14 protein-coding genes are annotated in these 16,369 nt (G+C 55.9%); 10 read left to right on the top strand and 4 right to left on the bottom strand.

Features of this window, described 5'->3' with window-relative positions:
- Positions 1 to 146: 146 nt before the first annotated feature.
- Positions 147 to 593 carry an azurin gene (gene azu / locus AQS70_RS07980; protein WP_055102324.1) on the top strand — a complete coding sequence of 149 codons (447 nt, stop codon included), beginning with the start codon at positions 147 to 149 and terminating at the stop codon, positions 591 to 593.
- Between the two features lie 63 nt (positions 594 to 656).
- Here the strand turns inward: azu and AQS70_RS07975 are convergent, their stop codons facing one another.
- The 4 genes from AQS70_RS07975 to AQS70_RS07960 all read right to left on the bottom strand — a co-directional run bounded on the left by AQS70_RS07975 (position 657) and on the right by AQS70_RS07960 (position 5,027).
- Entirely contained in the window at positions 657 to 1,679 is a 1,023-nt protein-coding gene (locus AQS70_RS07975) for a DUF1338 domain-containing protein (RefSeq protein WP_055102323.1), read from the bottom strand.
- Positions 1,680 to 1,888: 209 nt separating this feature from the next.
- Positions 1,889 to 2,716, bottom strand: coding sequence for an ammonia-dependent NAD(+) synthetase (gene nadE, locus AQS70_RS07970; RefSeq protein ID WP_055102322.1), 828 nt, complete (start codon positions 2,714 to 2,716; stop codon positions 1,889 to 1,891).
- A gap of 3 nt (positions 2,717 to 2,719) precedes the next feature.
- Positions 2,720 to 3,934, bottom strand: coding sequence for a nicotinate phosphoribosyltransferase (gene pncB / locus AQS70_RS07965; protein WP_055102321.1), 1,215 nt, complete (start codon positions 3,932 to 3,934; stop codon positions 2,720 to 2,722).
- A gap of 169 nt (positions 3,935 to 4,103) precedes the next feature.
- Positions 4,104 to 5,027: a LysR family transcriptional regulator gene (locus AQS70_RS07960; protein ID WP_055102320.1), complete on the bottom strand. Its 924-nt coding sequence runs from the start codon at positions 5,025 to 5,027 to the stop codon at positions 4,104 to 4,106.
- A 150-nt stretch (positions 5,028 to 5,177) separates the two neighbouring features.
- On the opposite strand from AQS70_RS07960, the gene amaB reads away from it, so the two are divergent.
- The 9 genes from amaB to AQS70_RS07915 all read left to right on the top strand — a co-directional run bounded on the left by amaB (position 5,178) and on the right by AQS70_RS07915 (position 16,113).
- On the top strand, positions 5,178 to 6,668 hold the full coding sequence (gene amaB / locus AQS70_RS07955) for an L-piperidine-6-carboxylate dehydrogenase (RefSeq protein ID WP_055102319.1): 1,491 nt from the start codon (positions 5,178 to 5,180) through the stop codon (positions 6,666 to 6,668).
- A 162-nt stretch (positions 6,669 to 6,830) separates the two neighbouring features.
- A complete protein-coding gene (amaA, locus tag AQS70_RS07950; protein WP_055102318.1) occupies positions 6,831 to 8,114 on the top strand; it encodes an L-pipecolate oxidase in 1,284 nt (427 codons plus the stop codon).
- Between the two features lie 357 nt (positions 8,115 to 8,471).
- Complete coding sequence (locus AQS70_RS07945; protein ID WP_055102317.1) at positions 8,472 to 9,608, top strand: branched-chain amino acid ABC transporter substrate-binding protein; 1,137 nt, start codon at positions 8,472 to 8,474, stop codon at positions 9,606 to 9,608.
- Positions 9,609 to 9,826: 218 nt separating this feature from the next.
- Positions 9,827 to 10,741, top strand: coding sequence for an ABC transporter permease subunit (locus AQS70_RS07940; protein ID WP_055102316.1), 915 nt, complete (start codon positions 9,827 to 9,829; stop codon positions 10,739 to 10,741).
- Positions 10,742 to 10,743: 2 nt separating this feature from the next.
- Complete coding sequence (livM, locus tag AQS70_RS07935; protein WP_055102315.1) at positions 10,744 to 12,027, top strand: high-affinity branched-chain amino acid ABC transporter permease LivM; 1,284 nt, start codon at positions 10,744 to 10,746, stop codon at positions 12,025 to 12,027.
- An 11-nt stretch (positions 12,028 to 12,038) separates the two neighbouring features.
- Entirely contained in the window at positions 12,039 to 12,914 is an 876-nt protein-coding gene (locus AQS70_RS07930) for an ABC transporter ATP-binding protein (protein WP_055102344.1), read from the top strand.
- Positions 12,911 to 13,627 carry an ABC transporter ATP-binding protein gene (locus tag AQS70_RS07925; protein WP_055102314.1) on the top strand — a complete coding sequence of 239 codons (717 nt, stop codon included), beginning with the start codon at positions 12,911 to 12,913 and terminating at the stop codon, positions 13,625 to 13,627. Before AQS70_RS07930 ends, AQS70_RS07925 begins: the two co-directional genes overlap by 4 nt.
- Before the next feature lie 754 nt (positions 13,628 to 14,381).
- Positions 14,382 to 15,149 (top strand): SDR family oxidoreductase, encoded by a 768-nt coding sequence (locus AQS70_RS07920; protein WP_055102313.1) that lies wholly within the window; start codon positions 14,382 to 14,384, stop codon positions 15,147 to 15,149.
- A 58-nt stretch (positions 15,150 to 15,207) separates the two neighbouring features.
- Positions 15,208 to 16,113, top strand: a complete 906-nt coding sequence (locus AQS70_RS07915) for a cation diffusion facilitator family transporter (protein WP_055102312.1) — start codon at positions 15,208 to 15,210, stop codon at positions 16,111 to 16,113.
- Positions 16,114 to 16,369: the final 256 nt, after the last annotated feature.

Here is a 16,369-nt window from a genome sequence, read left to right as displayed (position 1 = left end):
GCGGATGCTGGTTTTGGATTATTTTCCCTGATAGAAGGTCATGACAAAAACGTCACGACATGACTTGAGTCATTGGAACAACACGTATTTTCGTGCATCCTGTATACAAATAATGGATTTTTTGTACCCTGCCTTGGAGAAAAACCATGTTTGCCAAAGTTGTTGCGGTATCTCTTTTGACGCTGGCCAGTGGCCAATTATTAGCTGCTGAGTGCAAGGTCACGGTCGACTCGACCGACCAAATGACGTTCAACACTAAGGCTGTCGAGATCGACAAGTCCTGCAAAACCTTCACGGTAGAGTTGACGCACTCCGGTAGCCTCCCCAAAACGGTCATGGGCCATAACTGGGTTCTGAGTAAAGAAGCCGACATGCAGCCTATCGCCACTGATGGCCTAAGCGCAGGTATCGACAAGGGCTACCTGAAAGACGGTGACACTCGCATCATCGCGCACACCAAGATCATCGGTGCTGGCGAAACAGATGCTGTGACGTTTGATGTCTCCAAGTTGGACCCGAATGAAAAATACAGTTTCTTCTGCTCGTTCCCGGGCCACATCTCGATGATGAAAGGCACTGTCACGCTTAAATAAGTATCCGGTTACGTTCAACAGCCCTGACGAGCTTTGCGCCGTCAGGGCTGTTTGCATTCAGGCTCAGATTTTTGAGTCGGTCATTTTGAAAATGCCTTGGGCGTTGCTGCTGTCGAAATTCAGATCTATGCGGCCGTTGTCTGGGTCGACCTTGCGCTGAATGAACTCGACGAACGAGCCTGGAACTTGATGTTCTCGGCAATGGCCCTGAGCATCAATCAACTCGCGGGTCACCGTGCAGGCGCGGTAGGCCGTTTGCATGACTCGGCCTGAAGCTGAGACTTCAATGCTGTCCTTCATGGGCCGCTGCAATTGGCGCTGTTGGGCGACGCAAGCGTCAAGGTCCTGCACGCGATCGGTTAAGTGATTGAAGCTGTTGCCCTCGGTGGCAATCCAAGCCATTTCCGCGCTCTCATTGAGCAGGCACAGATAGTCCGCTTCCCGCACCACGCCGTGTTGTCGGCCAAAGGCCCGGTGTAGAGCAGGCAAGAGCGTACGGGCTTCACTCAGGCTGCAATGGCGGGTCAAGCTCAGACGATTGAGCAGGCTCAGGTGTTGCGCCTGCAAGGGATCGACGCTTGACCCCAGCACGCGGCTCACGGCCTGTTGAAAGGGCTCGCTGAATCGTCCTGGATGCAGCTCAGAGACAAAAAACTGCGCAATGTCTTCAGGCAGATCCATTTGCCGATAACCCCAACCGGTCATATTCAATTTGGTCAGCGGATAGGTTCGTACATCTGTAAAGCCCAACGGCTCCAGTAAGCGTGAAAAAGCCTGACGGCCACGCGGCAGTTCGCCGTTTGAGGGCCAGTCAACGGTGCGAATGGCGCCGTGATCAAACACCACCTTGCGCCCTTGTTGAGCCTGTTCTTCGACATAGCGTCTGCCGTCTGGCACGGCGTTCACCAGCGTATGAAACAGGCACAGGTTCAAGGCTTGGGCGAGCCATACGCGGTGCAGCGCCTGTTCGCTCCAGTTAAAGCTCTGTAAGGCTTCGGGAACGTCGACATGCTCACGTAACCATTGAGCAGTTGGCTGATCGAGTGTCGACTCGACCAGAGAGAACAAACCATCAAAAGCAGACATGGGGCAGGGCTCGGGCGACGAAATAGAGCTCTATCTAAGCCCTTGAAAGGAGTAGGAACAAGCGAAAAAAAATGCAGGGTTCATTCCGTTTTTTCGTAGGAGCTACCGAGGCACGAAGGCTGCGATCTTTTGATCGTCTGGCCGATCGCAGCCAGTAGCCACCTGCAGGTAGCCTTGTTGCTGCGATGGCCCGAGAGGCGTCGGCTTAATTACGGCGCGAACGGCATCTCACGTTTGTGGTGGGTTTTCTCATAGGTGCGGCAAATGATATTGAACGCCTCTTCTCTTACCGGTTGGCCGTGCAAGAAGGCATCAATCTCGGCATACGTCACGCCGTGGGACACTTCGTCGGGTTTGCCCGGCGCCAGGTCTTCAAGGTCTGCCGTCGGTACTTTCTCGACCAATGATTCTGGCGCACCAAGGTGTCGCGCAATGGCGCGAACTTGATTCTTAACCAGCCCGCTGAGCGGAGCCAGATCGCAGGAGCCATCACCAAATTTGGTGAAAAAGCCCATCACCGCCTCTGCCGCGTGGTCAGTGCCGATCACCAGACCGCCCGTCGCCCCGGCGATGCTGTATTGCGCCACCATGCGCATCCGCGCCTTGGTATTGCCCAGCACAAAATCCACGCTTTCAGGGGTCTTGCCTTCAAAGGCGGTGATTTCTGCTGCGAGGGCTTTGACCGCCGGGCCGATGTTCACGGTTTGGCACTCATCGGGCTTGATAAAGTCGACGGCCGCCGTGGCATCAGCTTCGTCGTGCTGCACGCCGTAAGGCAGGCGCACGGCAATAAAGTGGAAGGCTTTATCGCCTGTCTGATCGCGCAATTGCTGGACGGCTCTCTGAGCCAGTAAGCCGGCAGTCAACGAGTCGACGCCGCCACTGATACCCAGCACCAGAGTCTTGAGCCTAGCGTTGTGCAAACAGCACTGAATAAAGGTGATGCGCCGTGCAATCTCGGCCTCAAGTGCGGCAGTGTCTTTAAACGGGGGTTGGACCTTGAGATCTTCAGCAATCTGACGCTGTACGGCCTGCATGATTCACTCCTTGGAGGATTGTTCAGGAACATGGAAAACGTGGCGCAAATAAGAGGCAAAGTTTGGGTCCGAGCAGTGGGTCTTGCCCGGTTCATCTGAAATCTTTGCAACCGGCGAGCCATTGCAGGCGGTCATTTTAAGCACGATGCTCATTGGCTCAACACCCGGAATGTCACAGGTCAGGTTAGTCCCGATCCCAAAACTGACGTTAATTTTGCCGCGCAACGCTCGGAAAATGCCCAGTGCACGGGGCAGTGTCAGGCTGTCAGAAAACACCAACGTCTTGCTCATGGGGTCAATGCCCAGCCGGTGGTAATGCGCGATGCATTTTTCGGCCCACACCAGCGGGTCACCCGAGTCGTGACGCAAACCGTCAAACAGCTTGGCGAAGTACAGATCAAAGTCCGTGAGGAAGGCATCAGTGGTGATGCAGTCGGTCAGGGCAATCCCCAGCAGGCCACGGTACTCACGCACCCAGCAATCGAGCGCGGCACTCTGGCTGTCGATCAACCGGGGGCCCAGTTGCTGGTGCGCCATGATCCACTCGTGAGCCATGGTGCCCAGCGGCTTCATGCTCAGTTCGCGGGACAGGTTAACGTTACTGGTGCCGACAAAGCGCCCTGGGAAATCATGCTTGAGCACAGTGACCACTTCTTCCTGCACGCGGTAAGAAAACCGGCGGCGTGTGCCGAAATCAGCGACTTGCAAGTCGGACAGTTCTTCAGTGGTGGCGTTGGCCTGTAGCCAGTCGAATTTGCGATACAGCTGCTCGCGGGCCTCTAGCAACAAGGTGCCGGCATAGCGGGAGCGGTTGCGCACTTCACTGACAATTGCCAGCAGTGGCACTTCAAACAAAATCACGTGCAACCACGGCCCGCGCAGACGGATAAACAGCTCGCCGTTCTCGACACCGGCATGCACGTAGCGCAGATTGAAGCGAAACAGCCCCAGAAAGCGGATGAAGTCGGGCTTCATAAACGTGATGCGTTCTAGAAACCCGAGTTGATCTTGGGTCATGCTCAACTCGGCCAAACGCTCGATTTGCAGACGTATTTCGCTTAAGTACGGGCGCAAGTCCTCGCTGTTTCGGCAGCGGAACTCCCATTCAACTTCAACGTTGGGGTAGTTGTGCAGCACCGCCTGCATCATGGTCAATTTGTAGAAGTCGGTGTCGAGCAGGTTCTGCACGATGCGATCGGCAAATACACTCTCGCTCATAACGATAATCTCCATGCTGCGCAGGCCTGATAGCCGCAGCGTTCAGCTTTTTCAATGAATGGCGACAGTGGCGCATATTCGCAGACCGTTTTGCCAGAGGTTTTTAAATTTTGGCGTCTATCTATCCCGTAGGAGCGGCCGAAGGCTACGATCTTCTGATCTTAAAAATCTAAAGATCGCAGCCTTCGGCAGCTCCTACGGGGTGATCGATATGCTCCATCATCCACGTCACAAACGCCTTAACCTTGGGTACGCCTGCCGAATGTTCAGGATAGGCCAAGTAATACGCGTCGCGACTGGGCATCGGATGCTGCCAGGCAATGACCAACTTGCCGTCAGTTAATTCTTCTTCCACCAAAAACCTGGGCAGTAACGCCACGCCGCAACCGACCTGCGCGGCACGAATGCACATGTAGAACGTGTCGAAGCGTGGTCCGTGATAACTGTGGTCGGTGTGATAGCCCTGGCGTTCAAACCATTCGTGCCAAGCTTGTGGGCGTGAGGCATTTTGCAGCAAAACCAGATCGGTTAATTGCGTCGGGTCAGTAAACGGCTGATGAGGCAAACTCGACGGCGCGCACACCGCCACCAGCTCTTCACCGAATAGCTTCACGCACTCAGTGCCGGGTCGTGAACCCTGACCAAAATAAAACGCCAGATCACTGTGCCCTTGCAGCAACGCATCAGCAGATTGTTCGTTGCACACATCCAGATGAATATGCGGGTGGCGCAGCCGCCAGCCCTTGAGGCGCGGCACCAGCCAGCGCGCGCCGAAGGTCGACGGCGTTGAGACACGCAACACTTCGGTTTCACCCCCGTAAGAGCGCAGGGTATGGGTCGACATTTCGACTTGGGTCAGGATTTTTCGGACTTCCACCAAGTACAAATCACCTGCGGGCGTCAGTTGCAGACGACGACGCACCCGGCGAAACAGCAAGTGCTGAAGCAGCTCTTCCAGCTGCGCGACCTGCTTGCTGACCGCGCTCTGGGTCAGGTGCAGCTCTTGGGCTGCACGGGTGAAGCTCAGGTGCCGGGTCACCGCCTCAAAGCACTGCAGCGCCGTGATTGATGGCAGATAACGCTTGTTGAGCATAAAGATCCCCAAGGGCTTGGTGTGTACGGACTTTATACGTACAGCATGAATTTTCGGAATGATATCTCGCTTAAAGGTCGTTTGTTACCACCCGTTGAGCCAGCTACAACTAAAGACCATTGAATCTTTAATGAGTCTAAGGAGTACCCCATGGTTGCTGCATTACTGGATCGTCTTGGTGTGAACCCTGCCTTGTACCAACAGGGCAAGCAGCCAGTACACACGCCGATTGATGGCAGCCAGATCGGCGCAGTGCAGTGGGAAGGGGCTGCCGAAGTCGAGCAGCATGTCACACGTGCTGAATATGCGTTTGACGCGTGGCGCAAGGTCCCAGCACCGCGTCGGGGTGAGTTGGTGCGTCAGTTCGGTGAGCTGTTGCGTGAGTACAAAGCGGACTTGGGCGAACTGGTGTCGTGGGAAGCGGGCAAGATCACCCAAGAAGGCTTGGGTGAGGTGCAGGAGATGATCGACATCTGCGACTTCGCTGTGGGCCTGTCGCGCCAACTTTACGGGCTGACCATCGCCTCGGAGCGCCCGGGCCATCACATGCGTGAAACCTGGCACCCGCTGGGCGTGGTCGGTGTGATCAGCGCCTTTAACTTCCCCGTCGCGGTGTGGGCTTGGAACACCACGCTGGCGCTGGTCTGCGGCAACGCGGTGATCTGGAAGCCTTCTGAGAAAACCCCGCTGACGGCGCTGGCCTGTCAGGCACTGTTTGACCGCGTGTTAAGCACCTTCAGCGACGCACCTAAGTACTTAAGCCAAGTGATCATCGGTGGCCGTGACGCCGGTGAAGCGTTGGTCGATGACCCGCGTGTGGCGCTGATTAGCGCAACCGGCAGCACCCGTATGGGCCGCGAAGTGGCGCCAAAAGTGGCTGCCCGCTTTGCCCGTAGCATCCTAGAGCTGGGCGGCAACAACGCAATGATCCTTGGCCCAAGCGCCGACCTGGACATGGCAGTGCGCGCCATCCTGTTTAGTGCTGTGGGCACGGCGGGTCAACGCTGCACCAGCTTGCGCCGCTTGATCGCCCATGAGTCGGTCAAAGAAGAGATTGTCACTCGGCTCAAAGCCGCTTACGCCAACATACGTATTGGTCACCCGCTGGAGGGCAATTTGGTCGGCCCTCTGATCGACAAACACAGTTTTGAAACCATGCAAAACGCGCTGGAACAGGCCCTGAGCGAAGGTGGGCGTGTGTTTGGCGGTGAGCGCCAGTTAGCCGATGACTACCCCCATGCGTACTACGTCGCGCCAGCGATTGTGGAAATGCCAGAGCAAAGCGAAGGGGTGTGCAACGAAACCTTCGCACCGATCTTGTACGTGATGGGTTACCGTGACTTTGCCGACGCTTTGCGTTTGAACAACGCCGTTCCGCAAGGCTTGTCGTCCTGCATCTTCACCACTGACCTGCGCGAGGCTGAGCAGTTTATGTCGGCAACCGGCAGTGATTGCGGGATCGCCAACGTCAACATTGGCCCGAGTGGTGCAGAGATTGGCGGCGCTTTTGGTGGCGAAAAAGAAACCGGCGGCGGTCGCGAGTCGGGTTCAGATGCGTGGCGCGGCTACATGCGGCGCCAGACCAATACCGTGAACTACTCGCTGGAACTGCCGTTGGCGCAGGGCATCACGTTCGACTAACGGAGGAACACCTGTTCGCGCGGGGCGGCACGTGGACTAACAGACGAACACCCCGTAGGAGCTGCCGCAGGCTGCGATCTTTTAAGGTCAAAAGATCGCAGCCTGCGGCAGCTCCTACAAGTGAGGCTTGATCAGCGTTGGGTTTCATTTTTGGAGCTTGGCATGCCACTACACGAACAATGCTTATGGGAAACCCTGACGCCTCAACGTCCTCAGGCGCCGACCTTTAAAGGCGAGCTAAACGCCGATGTGTGCGTCATTGGCGCCGGTATCACCGGCCTGTCCGCCGCGATTCATTTGCTCGAGCAGGGCAAAAGTGTCTGCGTCTTGGAGGCGCACCGCACCGGGCATGGCGGATCGGGGCGTAACGTGGGGCTAGTGAATGCGGGGATGTGGATTCCACCGGACGACATCGAAGCCGGTTTTGGCCAAGCGATCGGCAGCCAATTAAATCGTATGCTCGGCGCTGCGCCGTCGCTGGTGTTCAGCCTTGTGGACAAGTACCGCATCGACTGCCAGTTACGCCGCGAAGGCACGCTGCACATGGCTCACAACGCCCGTGGTGAGGCCGACTTACGCAGCCGCGAGCAACAATGGAAACGCCGCGGCGCCCCTGTCGAGCTGCTCACCGGCGCCGCGTGCGAAGCCGCCACCGGCACCCTAAAAATCGCCGCAGCCTTACTCGACCGGCGTGCGGGCACACTTAACCCAATGGCCTACACCTCGGGCTTGGCGAAAGCCGCCAGTGATCTGGGCGGGCGCTTGTTTGACCAGTCGCCAGTCACCGGGCTGGAGCGCCAAGGCGCACGCTGGTCGGTGCAAACCGCCCACGGCGCCGTCAGCGCCGAACAGGTGGTGCTGGCCTCTAACGCTTACACCGAAGGCGAATGGACGGACTTGCGGCGTAACTTTTTCCCCGGTTACTACTACCAAGTGGCTTCTGAACCCCTGACCGATGACAGCGCCCTACGCATCTTGCCCGGCGGCCAAGGCTCGTGGGACACGCGCCAAGTACTCAGCAGCATCCGCCGCGACGCGCAAGGCCGCTTACTGCTTGGCAGCTTGGGTAACGGCAATCAAAAACCCACCTGGTTTTTGAAGGCGTGGGCTGACCGCGTGCAGCAGCATTACTTTGCGTATTTGAAAGGCGTTGAGTGGGCGTGCACATGGACCGGCTGCATCGCGTTCACCCCCGACCACTTGATGCGTTTATTTGAACCCGCGCCCGGTTTAGTCGCCGTCACGGGCTATAACGGGCGAGGCGTGACCACCGGCACCGTGGTCGGCAAAGCCTTTGCCGACTACCTGTGTCAAGGTGATGCCAGCGCACTGCCAATCCCTTTCTCAGCCATGCAAACGGTGCCCCGCGCAGGGTTACGCAGCTGTTTGTACGAAGCAGGGTTTTCGCTTTATCACGCCGGCCAATGCCTAAGAATCGTGATCTGAGCGTGATATTTAATGGCTAGCACGATATTTCGGCGTGCAGCGACTAGCCTTAGGTGGTGCGGCATGTAGCAGTCATGCACCGCGAGTGTGCAGATCGGTGACGCAATAGGTTACAGGGAGAAAGTTCGGCGCCGAGCAACCCGGTTGCAACGTCAGATGTGCTCGGTGGCGCTTAAATTAATAACGGTTTCACCTTCCTCGGTTTAAACGGTTGCACGCCCAATGAAAAAGGGTCCGAAACAGTCGACAGAACAATAAAACAACGGCTTTTCCAAGAATAAAAAACCATGGCACGCCCCTTGCTCAGCGCTTTACGTGAAGTCGCAGTGCCAACTAAAAACTCAGGAGCACCACCTCATGTCGCAGACGTTCTACAAGAAAGGTTTTCTGGCCCTCGCAGTGGCAGCCGCGTTGGGTGTTTCTTCGTTTGTTCAGGCCGATGTGAAAATCGGTGTAGCGGGCCCGATGACCGGCGCCAACGCGGCATTTGGTGAGCAGTACATGAAAGGCGCACAGGCGGCAGCCGATGTTATCAACGCCAAGGGGGGGATTAACGGCGAACCTATCAAGCTGGTCGCAGGGGACGATGCTTGCGAACCCAAGCAAGCTGTCGCAGTGGCCAACCGTTTGGTCGATCAGGACAAGGTCGTTGGGGTGATCGGCCATTTCTGTTCTTCAAACACAATTCCGGCGTCTGAGGTGTACGCCGATGCCGGGGTCATCATGATCACCCCAGGCTCCACCAACCCGCAGGTCACTGAGCGTGGCTTGGACGCGGTGTTCCGTATGTGTGGCCGCGATGATCAGCAAGGCGTTGTGGCGGGGGATTACATTGTCGACGTCCTCAAGGGCAAAAAAGTCGCCGTTATTAACGACAAAGACACCTACGGTAAAGGCTTGGCAGATGCCACTGCGGCACAGTTGACCAAGCGTGGCGTGAAGCCGGTTCTTGAAGAGGGTCTGACCCGCGGCGAGAAAGACTTCAGCGCGCTGGTCACCAAAATCCGGTCGTCCGGGGCTGACGTGGTGTATTTCGGTGGACTACACCCGGAGGCCGGTCCATTGGTGCGTCAACTGCGTGAAGCGGGCCTAAAAGATGTCAAGTTCATGTCCGATGATGGCATTGTTACCGACGAACTGGTGGCCACCGCAGGCGGCAAACAGTACGTTGACGGCGTGTACATGACCTTTGGCGCAGACCCACGTTTACTGCCGGACAGCAAAACGGTTGTTGAAGCGTTCCGTAAAAACGGCACAGAACCCGAAGGCTACACACTGTATGCCTACGCCTCCCTCCAAGCCTTGGCCGACGCCTTTAACGGCGCCAAATCCAACAAAGGCGAAGACGCTGCTAAATGGCTCAAAGCCAACCCGATTGAAACCGTGATGGGCAAGAAAGAGTGGGACGCCAAAGGCGATCTCAAAGTCTCTGACTACGTGGTTTACCAATGGGACAAAGACGGCAAATACCACCAACTGGAACAGCAGAAGTGAGATGAATCTCGCCAGCTGAGCCTTTGACTGCGTTGGAGCTGCCGCTGGCTGCGATCTTTTAAAGAATCGCAGCCAGTGCCAGCCCATGCAGGCTCGTCCCAGCAGGCAATGGCGTCACCTGTCTTCTTTTCCAGGAGCTGCGCACACCGTGTCAGTCGAGTTGTCATTTGACGACGCGGCGGGGTGTGCGCAATCGCTCACAGGCGTGAGAGTGCGTTATGGACGGTATTTTCCTGCAGCAACTGCTGAACGGTCTGACCCTCGGGTCTGTCTACGGCCTGATCGCCATCGGCTACACAATGGTCTACGGCATCATCGGCATGATCAACTTCGCCCATGGCGAGGTGTACATGATTTCCGCTTACCTCGCGGCAATCAGTCTGGCTCTGCTGGCGTACTTCGGTATCGAATCCTTCCCGCTGTTGATGTTGGGCACCTTAATCTTCACCGTGGTGGTCACGGGCGTGTATGGCTGGGTGATCGAGCGTGTGGCCTACAAACCGCTTCGTAACTCCACACGGCTGGCGCCGCTAATCAGCGCCATCGGTATTTCTCTGATCCTGCAAAACTACGTTCAAATCGCCCAAGGCTCACGCCAGCAAGGCGTGCCGACGTTGCTTAGCGGTGCATGGCGGGTCGAAATCGGCACCGGTTTTGTGCAACTCACCTACACCAAAATCTTCATTTTGATCGCCGCTTTCGTCGGCATGGGCTTGCTGACTTACATCATCAAGTACACCAAGCTGGGTCGCATGTGCCGGGCCACGCAACAAGATCGCAAGATGGCCTCAATTCTGGGCATCAACACTGATCGGGTCATTTCCTACGTGTTTGTTATCGGCGCCGCCATGGCCGCGCTGGCCGGTGTGCTGATCACCATGAACTACGGCACCTTCGACTTTTATGCCGGTTTCATCATTGGCATCAAAGCCTTTACCGCTGCGGTACTCGGCGGGATTGGTTCACTGCCCGGCGCGATGCTCGGCGGGATCATCCTAGGGGTATCCGAGTCACTTTTTGCCGGGTTAATTAACTCGGACTACAAGGACGTGTTCAGCTTCTCACTGTTGGTGGTGATTCTGATTTTCCGTCCCCAAGGCCTGCTGGGTCGTCCACTCGTGGCGAAGGTGTAAGTATGTCTGCAGCCATTAATAAACCGATTGATATCAAAAAAAGCGTTGTCGATTCGATCCTGGCGGGGTTGATCTCACTGATCGTGTTCGGGCCAATTGTCGGGGTGGTACTCGACGGCTATAGCTTCAACCTGCAACCCGCGCGGGTCGGCTGGTTGGTGGCGATTGTGATGGTAGGGCGCTTTGCCCTAAGCCTGTTCTTACAGACCCCACGAGGTCTGAAGATCCTTCATAGCTTTGAGTCCAGCGGTTCCGGTGTGCACGTATTGCCACCCGATTACAAATCGCGGCTGCGTTGGATCATCCCGCTGCTGATCGTAATTGCCATTGTGTTCCCATTCTTTGCCAACAAATACATTTTGACCGTGGTCATTCTCGGGCTGATCTACGTGTTGCTCGGCCTTGGGCTTAACATCGTGGTCGGCTTGGCGGGCCTGCTTGACTTGGGGTACGTGGCTTTCTACGCGATCGGAGCTTATGGGCTGGCGCTGGGTTATCAGTATCTTGGTTTAGGCTTTTGGTCAGTGCTACCGCTGGCCGCCATCGCCGCGGCGCTGGCGGGGTGCATTCTCGGGTTTCCGGTTTTAAGAATGCATGGCGATTACCTGGCCATCGTGACCTTGGGCTTCGGGGAAATCATCCGTTTGGTGCTTAACAACTGGCTATCGTTTACCGGTGGCCCCAACGGTATGCCGGTGCCGTCGCCGACGTTTTTGGGGATTGAGTTTGGTCGGGTAGCGAAAGAGGGCGGGGTGCCGTTCCATCAGTTTTTCGGTCTGGACTACAACCCAAACGTCAAATTCCTATTCATCTACATCGTGCTGTTTTTGGTGGTGTTACTGGTGCTCTACATCAAGCACCGCCTGACCCGCATGCCCATTGGCCGCGCGTGGGAAGCGCTGCGCGAAGACGAAATCGCCTGTCGCGCCATGGGCTTGAACCACGTATTGGTCAAACTCTCGGCGTTCACCCTCGGAGCTTCAACGGCGGGCTTGGCCGGTGTGTTTTTCGCCAGTTACCAAGGCTTCGTTAACCCGTCCTCGTTCACCTTTTTTGAATCGGCGCTGATCCTCGCGATTGTGGTACTCGGCGGCATGGGCTCGACAGTCGGCGTGGTCATTGCCGCGTTCGTCCTGACCGTGGCCCCGGAGTTATTGCGCAGCTTTGCCGAATACCGCGTGTTGCTGTTCGGCGTGTTGATGGTGCTGATGATGATTTGGCGGCCGCGAGGTTTGATCCGTATTAGTCGTGTCGGGGTGACACCACGTAAGGGAGTTGCGCCATGAATAATCCATTGATGGACAAAGACGTAGTGCTCTCGGTCGACAAACTGATGATGCACTTCGGTGGGATCAAAGCCCTGAGTGATGTCAGCCTCAAGGTAAAACGCAACTCGATCTTTGCTCTGATCGGTCCTAACGGCGCAGGCAAAACCACCGTGTTCAACTGCCTGACCGGGTTTTACAAAGCCACTGGGGGCAAAATCGAAATCACTGCCCGAGGCGCCCACACCAACGTGATCAAGCTGCTGGGCGAGCCGTTTAAACCCAGCGACTTTATCTCACCCAAACACTTTGCCAGCCGCCTGTACTACAAAATGTTTGGCGGTACGCACTTGGTTAACCGCGCAGGCTTGGCCCGCACCTTTCAGAACATCCGCCTGTTCAAAGAAATGTCTGTGCTGGAAAACCTACTGGTGGCGCAGCACATGTGGGTCAATCGTAGCCTGCTGGCGGGCATCCTTAACACCAAGGGCTATCGCAGCTCTGAAAGCGATGCGCTTGACCACGCGTTTTACTGGCTTGAAGTGGTCAACTTGGTCGATTGCGCCAATCGTTTGGCTGGGGAGCTGTCGTATGGTCAACAGCGGCGGCTGGAAATCGCCCGGGCTATGTGTACGCGCCCGCAGATCATCTGCCTCGACGAGCCCGCCGCCGGGCTCAACCCTCAAGAAACCGAAGCCTTGAGCGCCATGATCCGCTTGCTGCGTGATGAACACGACCTGACGGTGATCCTGATTGAGCACGATATGGGCATGGTGATGAGTATCTCGGATCACATTGTGGTGCTCGACCACGGCAACGTCATTGCCGAAGGCGGGCCGGAAGCGATTCGTAACGACCCTAAAGTGATTGCCGCCTATTTGGGTGCTGACGAAGAGGAGCTGATATGACGAGCACGATCCTCGAACTCAAAGCGCTGGATGTGCACTACGGGCCGATTCAAGCTCTGAAAAAAGTCTCACTGCACATTGAAGAGGGCGAAACCGTCAGCCTGATCGGCTCCAACGGCGCGGGTAAATCTACGCTGCTGATGTCGATTTTTGGCCAGCCTCGGGCCAGCGGCGGGCAGGTTCTGTACCGGGGTGTGGACATCACACAAAAGTCCTCGCACTACATCGCGTCCAACGGCATTGCGCAGTCACCAGAAGGGCGTCGGGTGTTTCCGGACATGACGGTGGAAGAAAACCTGATGATGGGCACCATCCCTATTGGCGACAAATACGCCAGCGAGGACATGCAGCGCATGTACGAGCTGTTTCCACGGCTCAAGGAGCGGCGAACCCAGCGGGCCATGACCATGTCTGGCGGTGAGCAGCAAATGCTCGCCATCGCCCGCGCCCTGATGAGCCGCCCCAAACTTCTGTTGCTGGACGAGCCAAGCCTAGGGCTGGCGCCGATTGTGGTGAAACAGATCTTTGCCACCCTGCGTGAGCTGGCTAAGACCGGCATGACCATCTTTTTGGTCGAGCAGAACGCCAACCACGCCCTGCGTCTATCCGACCGTGCCTACGTCATGGTCAATGGAGAAATCCGCCTGACCGGCACCGGCAAAGACCTGCTGAGCAACGAAGACGTGCGTAACGCTTATCTAGGCGGACATTAAGGTAAATACATAACCTCTTCTGTAGGAGTTGCCGCAGGCTGTGATCTTTTGCTTTTTAAAAGCATAAGATCACAGCCTGCGGCAGCTCGAAGAAGAGGATGCCGCACATTGTGGAAAACAATATTGCAACCCTACTAAAGCGCGGCATAAAGACGCTGCAAATCCCTGTTTTTTCATCATTTTGACTTGTCCCCGTTTGCTGTGGAGGCGGCTGTGGGTAACGTGGGAGTAGTTGGCTGAAGCCCTTGATATATAAGGCTTTCAGAGCTGTGGTTGTTTTTTGATCAGCTTTTTTTGCTGGGGGTTCTACGTGATTTGTCAACAGGTTTGTTGAGCGACGAGGTGTTTCAAAAACGTATCACTAACCTGTGGATAAGTCTGTGGTTAAACTCTGGAAAGAACGCGGTAAGCGGCGCAATGACTGGCTTCTGGCTATCTCGGTACTTAAACGATTCTGCCCCTTTATGGGGCAGCTGCATGCTTGGGCTCCGTAGGTCAAGTTAAAAACACGTCTTACGGCGCTGTAAGCCTTACCCACAAAGGCTTTAACAGATCTTGAGTTGCCCCCAAAGACTGTGGGTTGGCCTGTGGATAAGGTGAGTGTAAACAGCGCTAAGCCATAGGCAGCATGGTCTGTAGAGATTTGGTTGTTTTTTGTACAGTCGTTCAGCCTTGATGCTTGCATAAGAGCCGGGCATTCTGCTGTGGATCTTATTTCAACGGCGGTCCAAGCCCGCCAGCCAAGGAGAACACGATGACTTCCACGCTGTTTATTACCGGTGCGACCTCTGGATTTGGTGAGGCCTGTGCGCGCAAGTTTGCGCAAGCCGGTTGGAAACTGGTCCTTACCGGTCGCCGCGAAGAGCGCTTAAACGCACTGTGTGAAGAGCTTTCCCAACACACCGAAGTGCATGGTCTGGTGGTGGACGTGCGTGATCGTGCGGCGATGGAACACGCCATTGCCAACCTGCCGCCCTCCTTCAACCAATTGCGTGGGCTTATCAACAACGCAGGCTTGGCCTTGGGCACCGACCCGGCGCCCAAGTGCGACCTCGACGATTGGGAAACCATGGTCGACACCAACATCAAAGGTTTGATTTACACCACTCGCCTACTGCTCCCACGGCTGATTGCCCACGGCCGTGGTGCTGGCATCGTTAACCTGGGTTCCGTTGCTGGTAACTATCCTTACCCTGGTAGCCACGTATACGGCGGCACCAAAGCTTTCGTGAAGCAGTTCTCGCTCAACCTGCGCTGCGACTTGCAGGGCACCGGCGTGCGGGTCAGCAACATTGAGCCAGGCTTGTGTGAAAGCGAGTTTTCGATGGTGCGATTCGCCGGTGACCAAGCGCGTTACGACGCCACCTATCAGGGTGCCGAGCCGATTCAGCCGCAAGACATTGCCGATACGATCTTCTGGGTACTCAACACCCCGGCACACATCAACATCAACCGTCTTGAACTGATGCCGGTGACTCAGTCCTGGAGTGGCTTTGCCATCGAGCGCCATACCAAAGCGTAAACTGCCTATCCGCGACCTCTGGGTGAGGTCGCATCTAGCCAAGCTGAAAGGAGTTTCAGTGAGTAACCGTGGTGAGCAGCAACTGCTCAAACAATCGACTGTTTTAATGTTCGCGGTGGCCGTTGCTGGCATCGTGACGGGCTTTGTCTCGGGTTCCCAGTCCATCTTATTCGATGGCTTTTTCTCGTTGATCGCGACCTTTATCAAAGTACTGATGCTGATAACAGCACAACTGATCGCCAAAGAAAGTAATCAGCGTTTTCAGTTTGGCTTTTGGCACCTCGAACCGATGGTGTTGCTGATCGAAGGCAGCTTTTTATTATTGATTGCGATCTACGCATTTCTAAACGGCGTATTCGGCATCATCAATGGCGGACGCGATATTGAATTGGGCTTGGTGATCGTTTACGCGGCTGTGTTTACCGTCATCGAATTTGCTTACTACTTCTGGATTCGTCATAAAAACCGAACCCTTAAGTCCACGTTGATCCAGTTTGACAACATCAGTTGGTTGGTAGACGCCATGCTGTCGGTGGGGCTGTTGATAAGTTTCGTGACGGCTTTGTTCCTCAAACAGCACGGCTATGCACAGTGGGCGGCGTACGTTGACCCGGCGATTTTGATCCTGCTGGCCATCAGCATGCTGGCGCCCGCGTTCAAGATCCTCAAACCGGCGTTGCGCGACGTACTGGGCATTGCCCCTGATGCGCTGGACGACAAGGTGCGCGAGGTGCTTGAAGACCTCTCGGCGCGGCATGGCTTTGAAGGCTATAAAACCTACGTGCAAAAGCATGGTCGGGCGCGTTTTATCGAAATCCACATTGTGCTGCCTGCGGGTTATCCACTGGCCAGCATCAAAACGCTGGACACGCTGCGTGAAGAAATCTCGGGCCTCTTAGGTAAAGCTGACAGCGCGCGCTGGCTGACCATTAGTTTTACTGGTGACCGCAAATGGATTGCCTAACCTGAAATCTTTGTAGGAGCTGTGTTTCGCTTGTTTAGGTTTCGGCTTTTCACCGCACTGCTTTAGCTTTCGTAGGAGCTGCCGAAGGCTGCGATCTTCTGCTTTTAAGGATCAAAAGCTCGCAGCCTGCGGCAGCTCCTACGGGGTGGACTGCCCCCCAAAAGTTGGACAGGTTAGCTAGCAATCTGCGCAGCCCGGGTCCTGTACTCCACAGGGCTTAGGTTGTTGAGCGTCAGTTTGATGCGGTGATGGTTGT

This window comes from Pseudomonas endophytica (genome assembly GCF_001411475.1).
GTDB classification, from domain to species: Bacteria; Pseudomonadota; Gammaproteobacteria; order Pseudomonadales; family Pseudomonadaceae; genus Aquipseudomonas; species Aquipseudomonas endophytica.
This window is presented reverse-complemented; position numbering and strand designations above follow the sequence as displayed.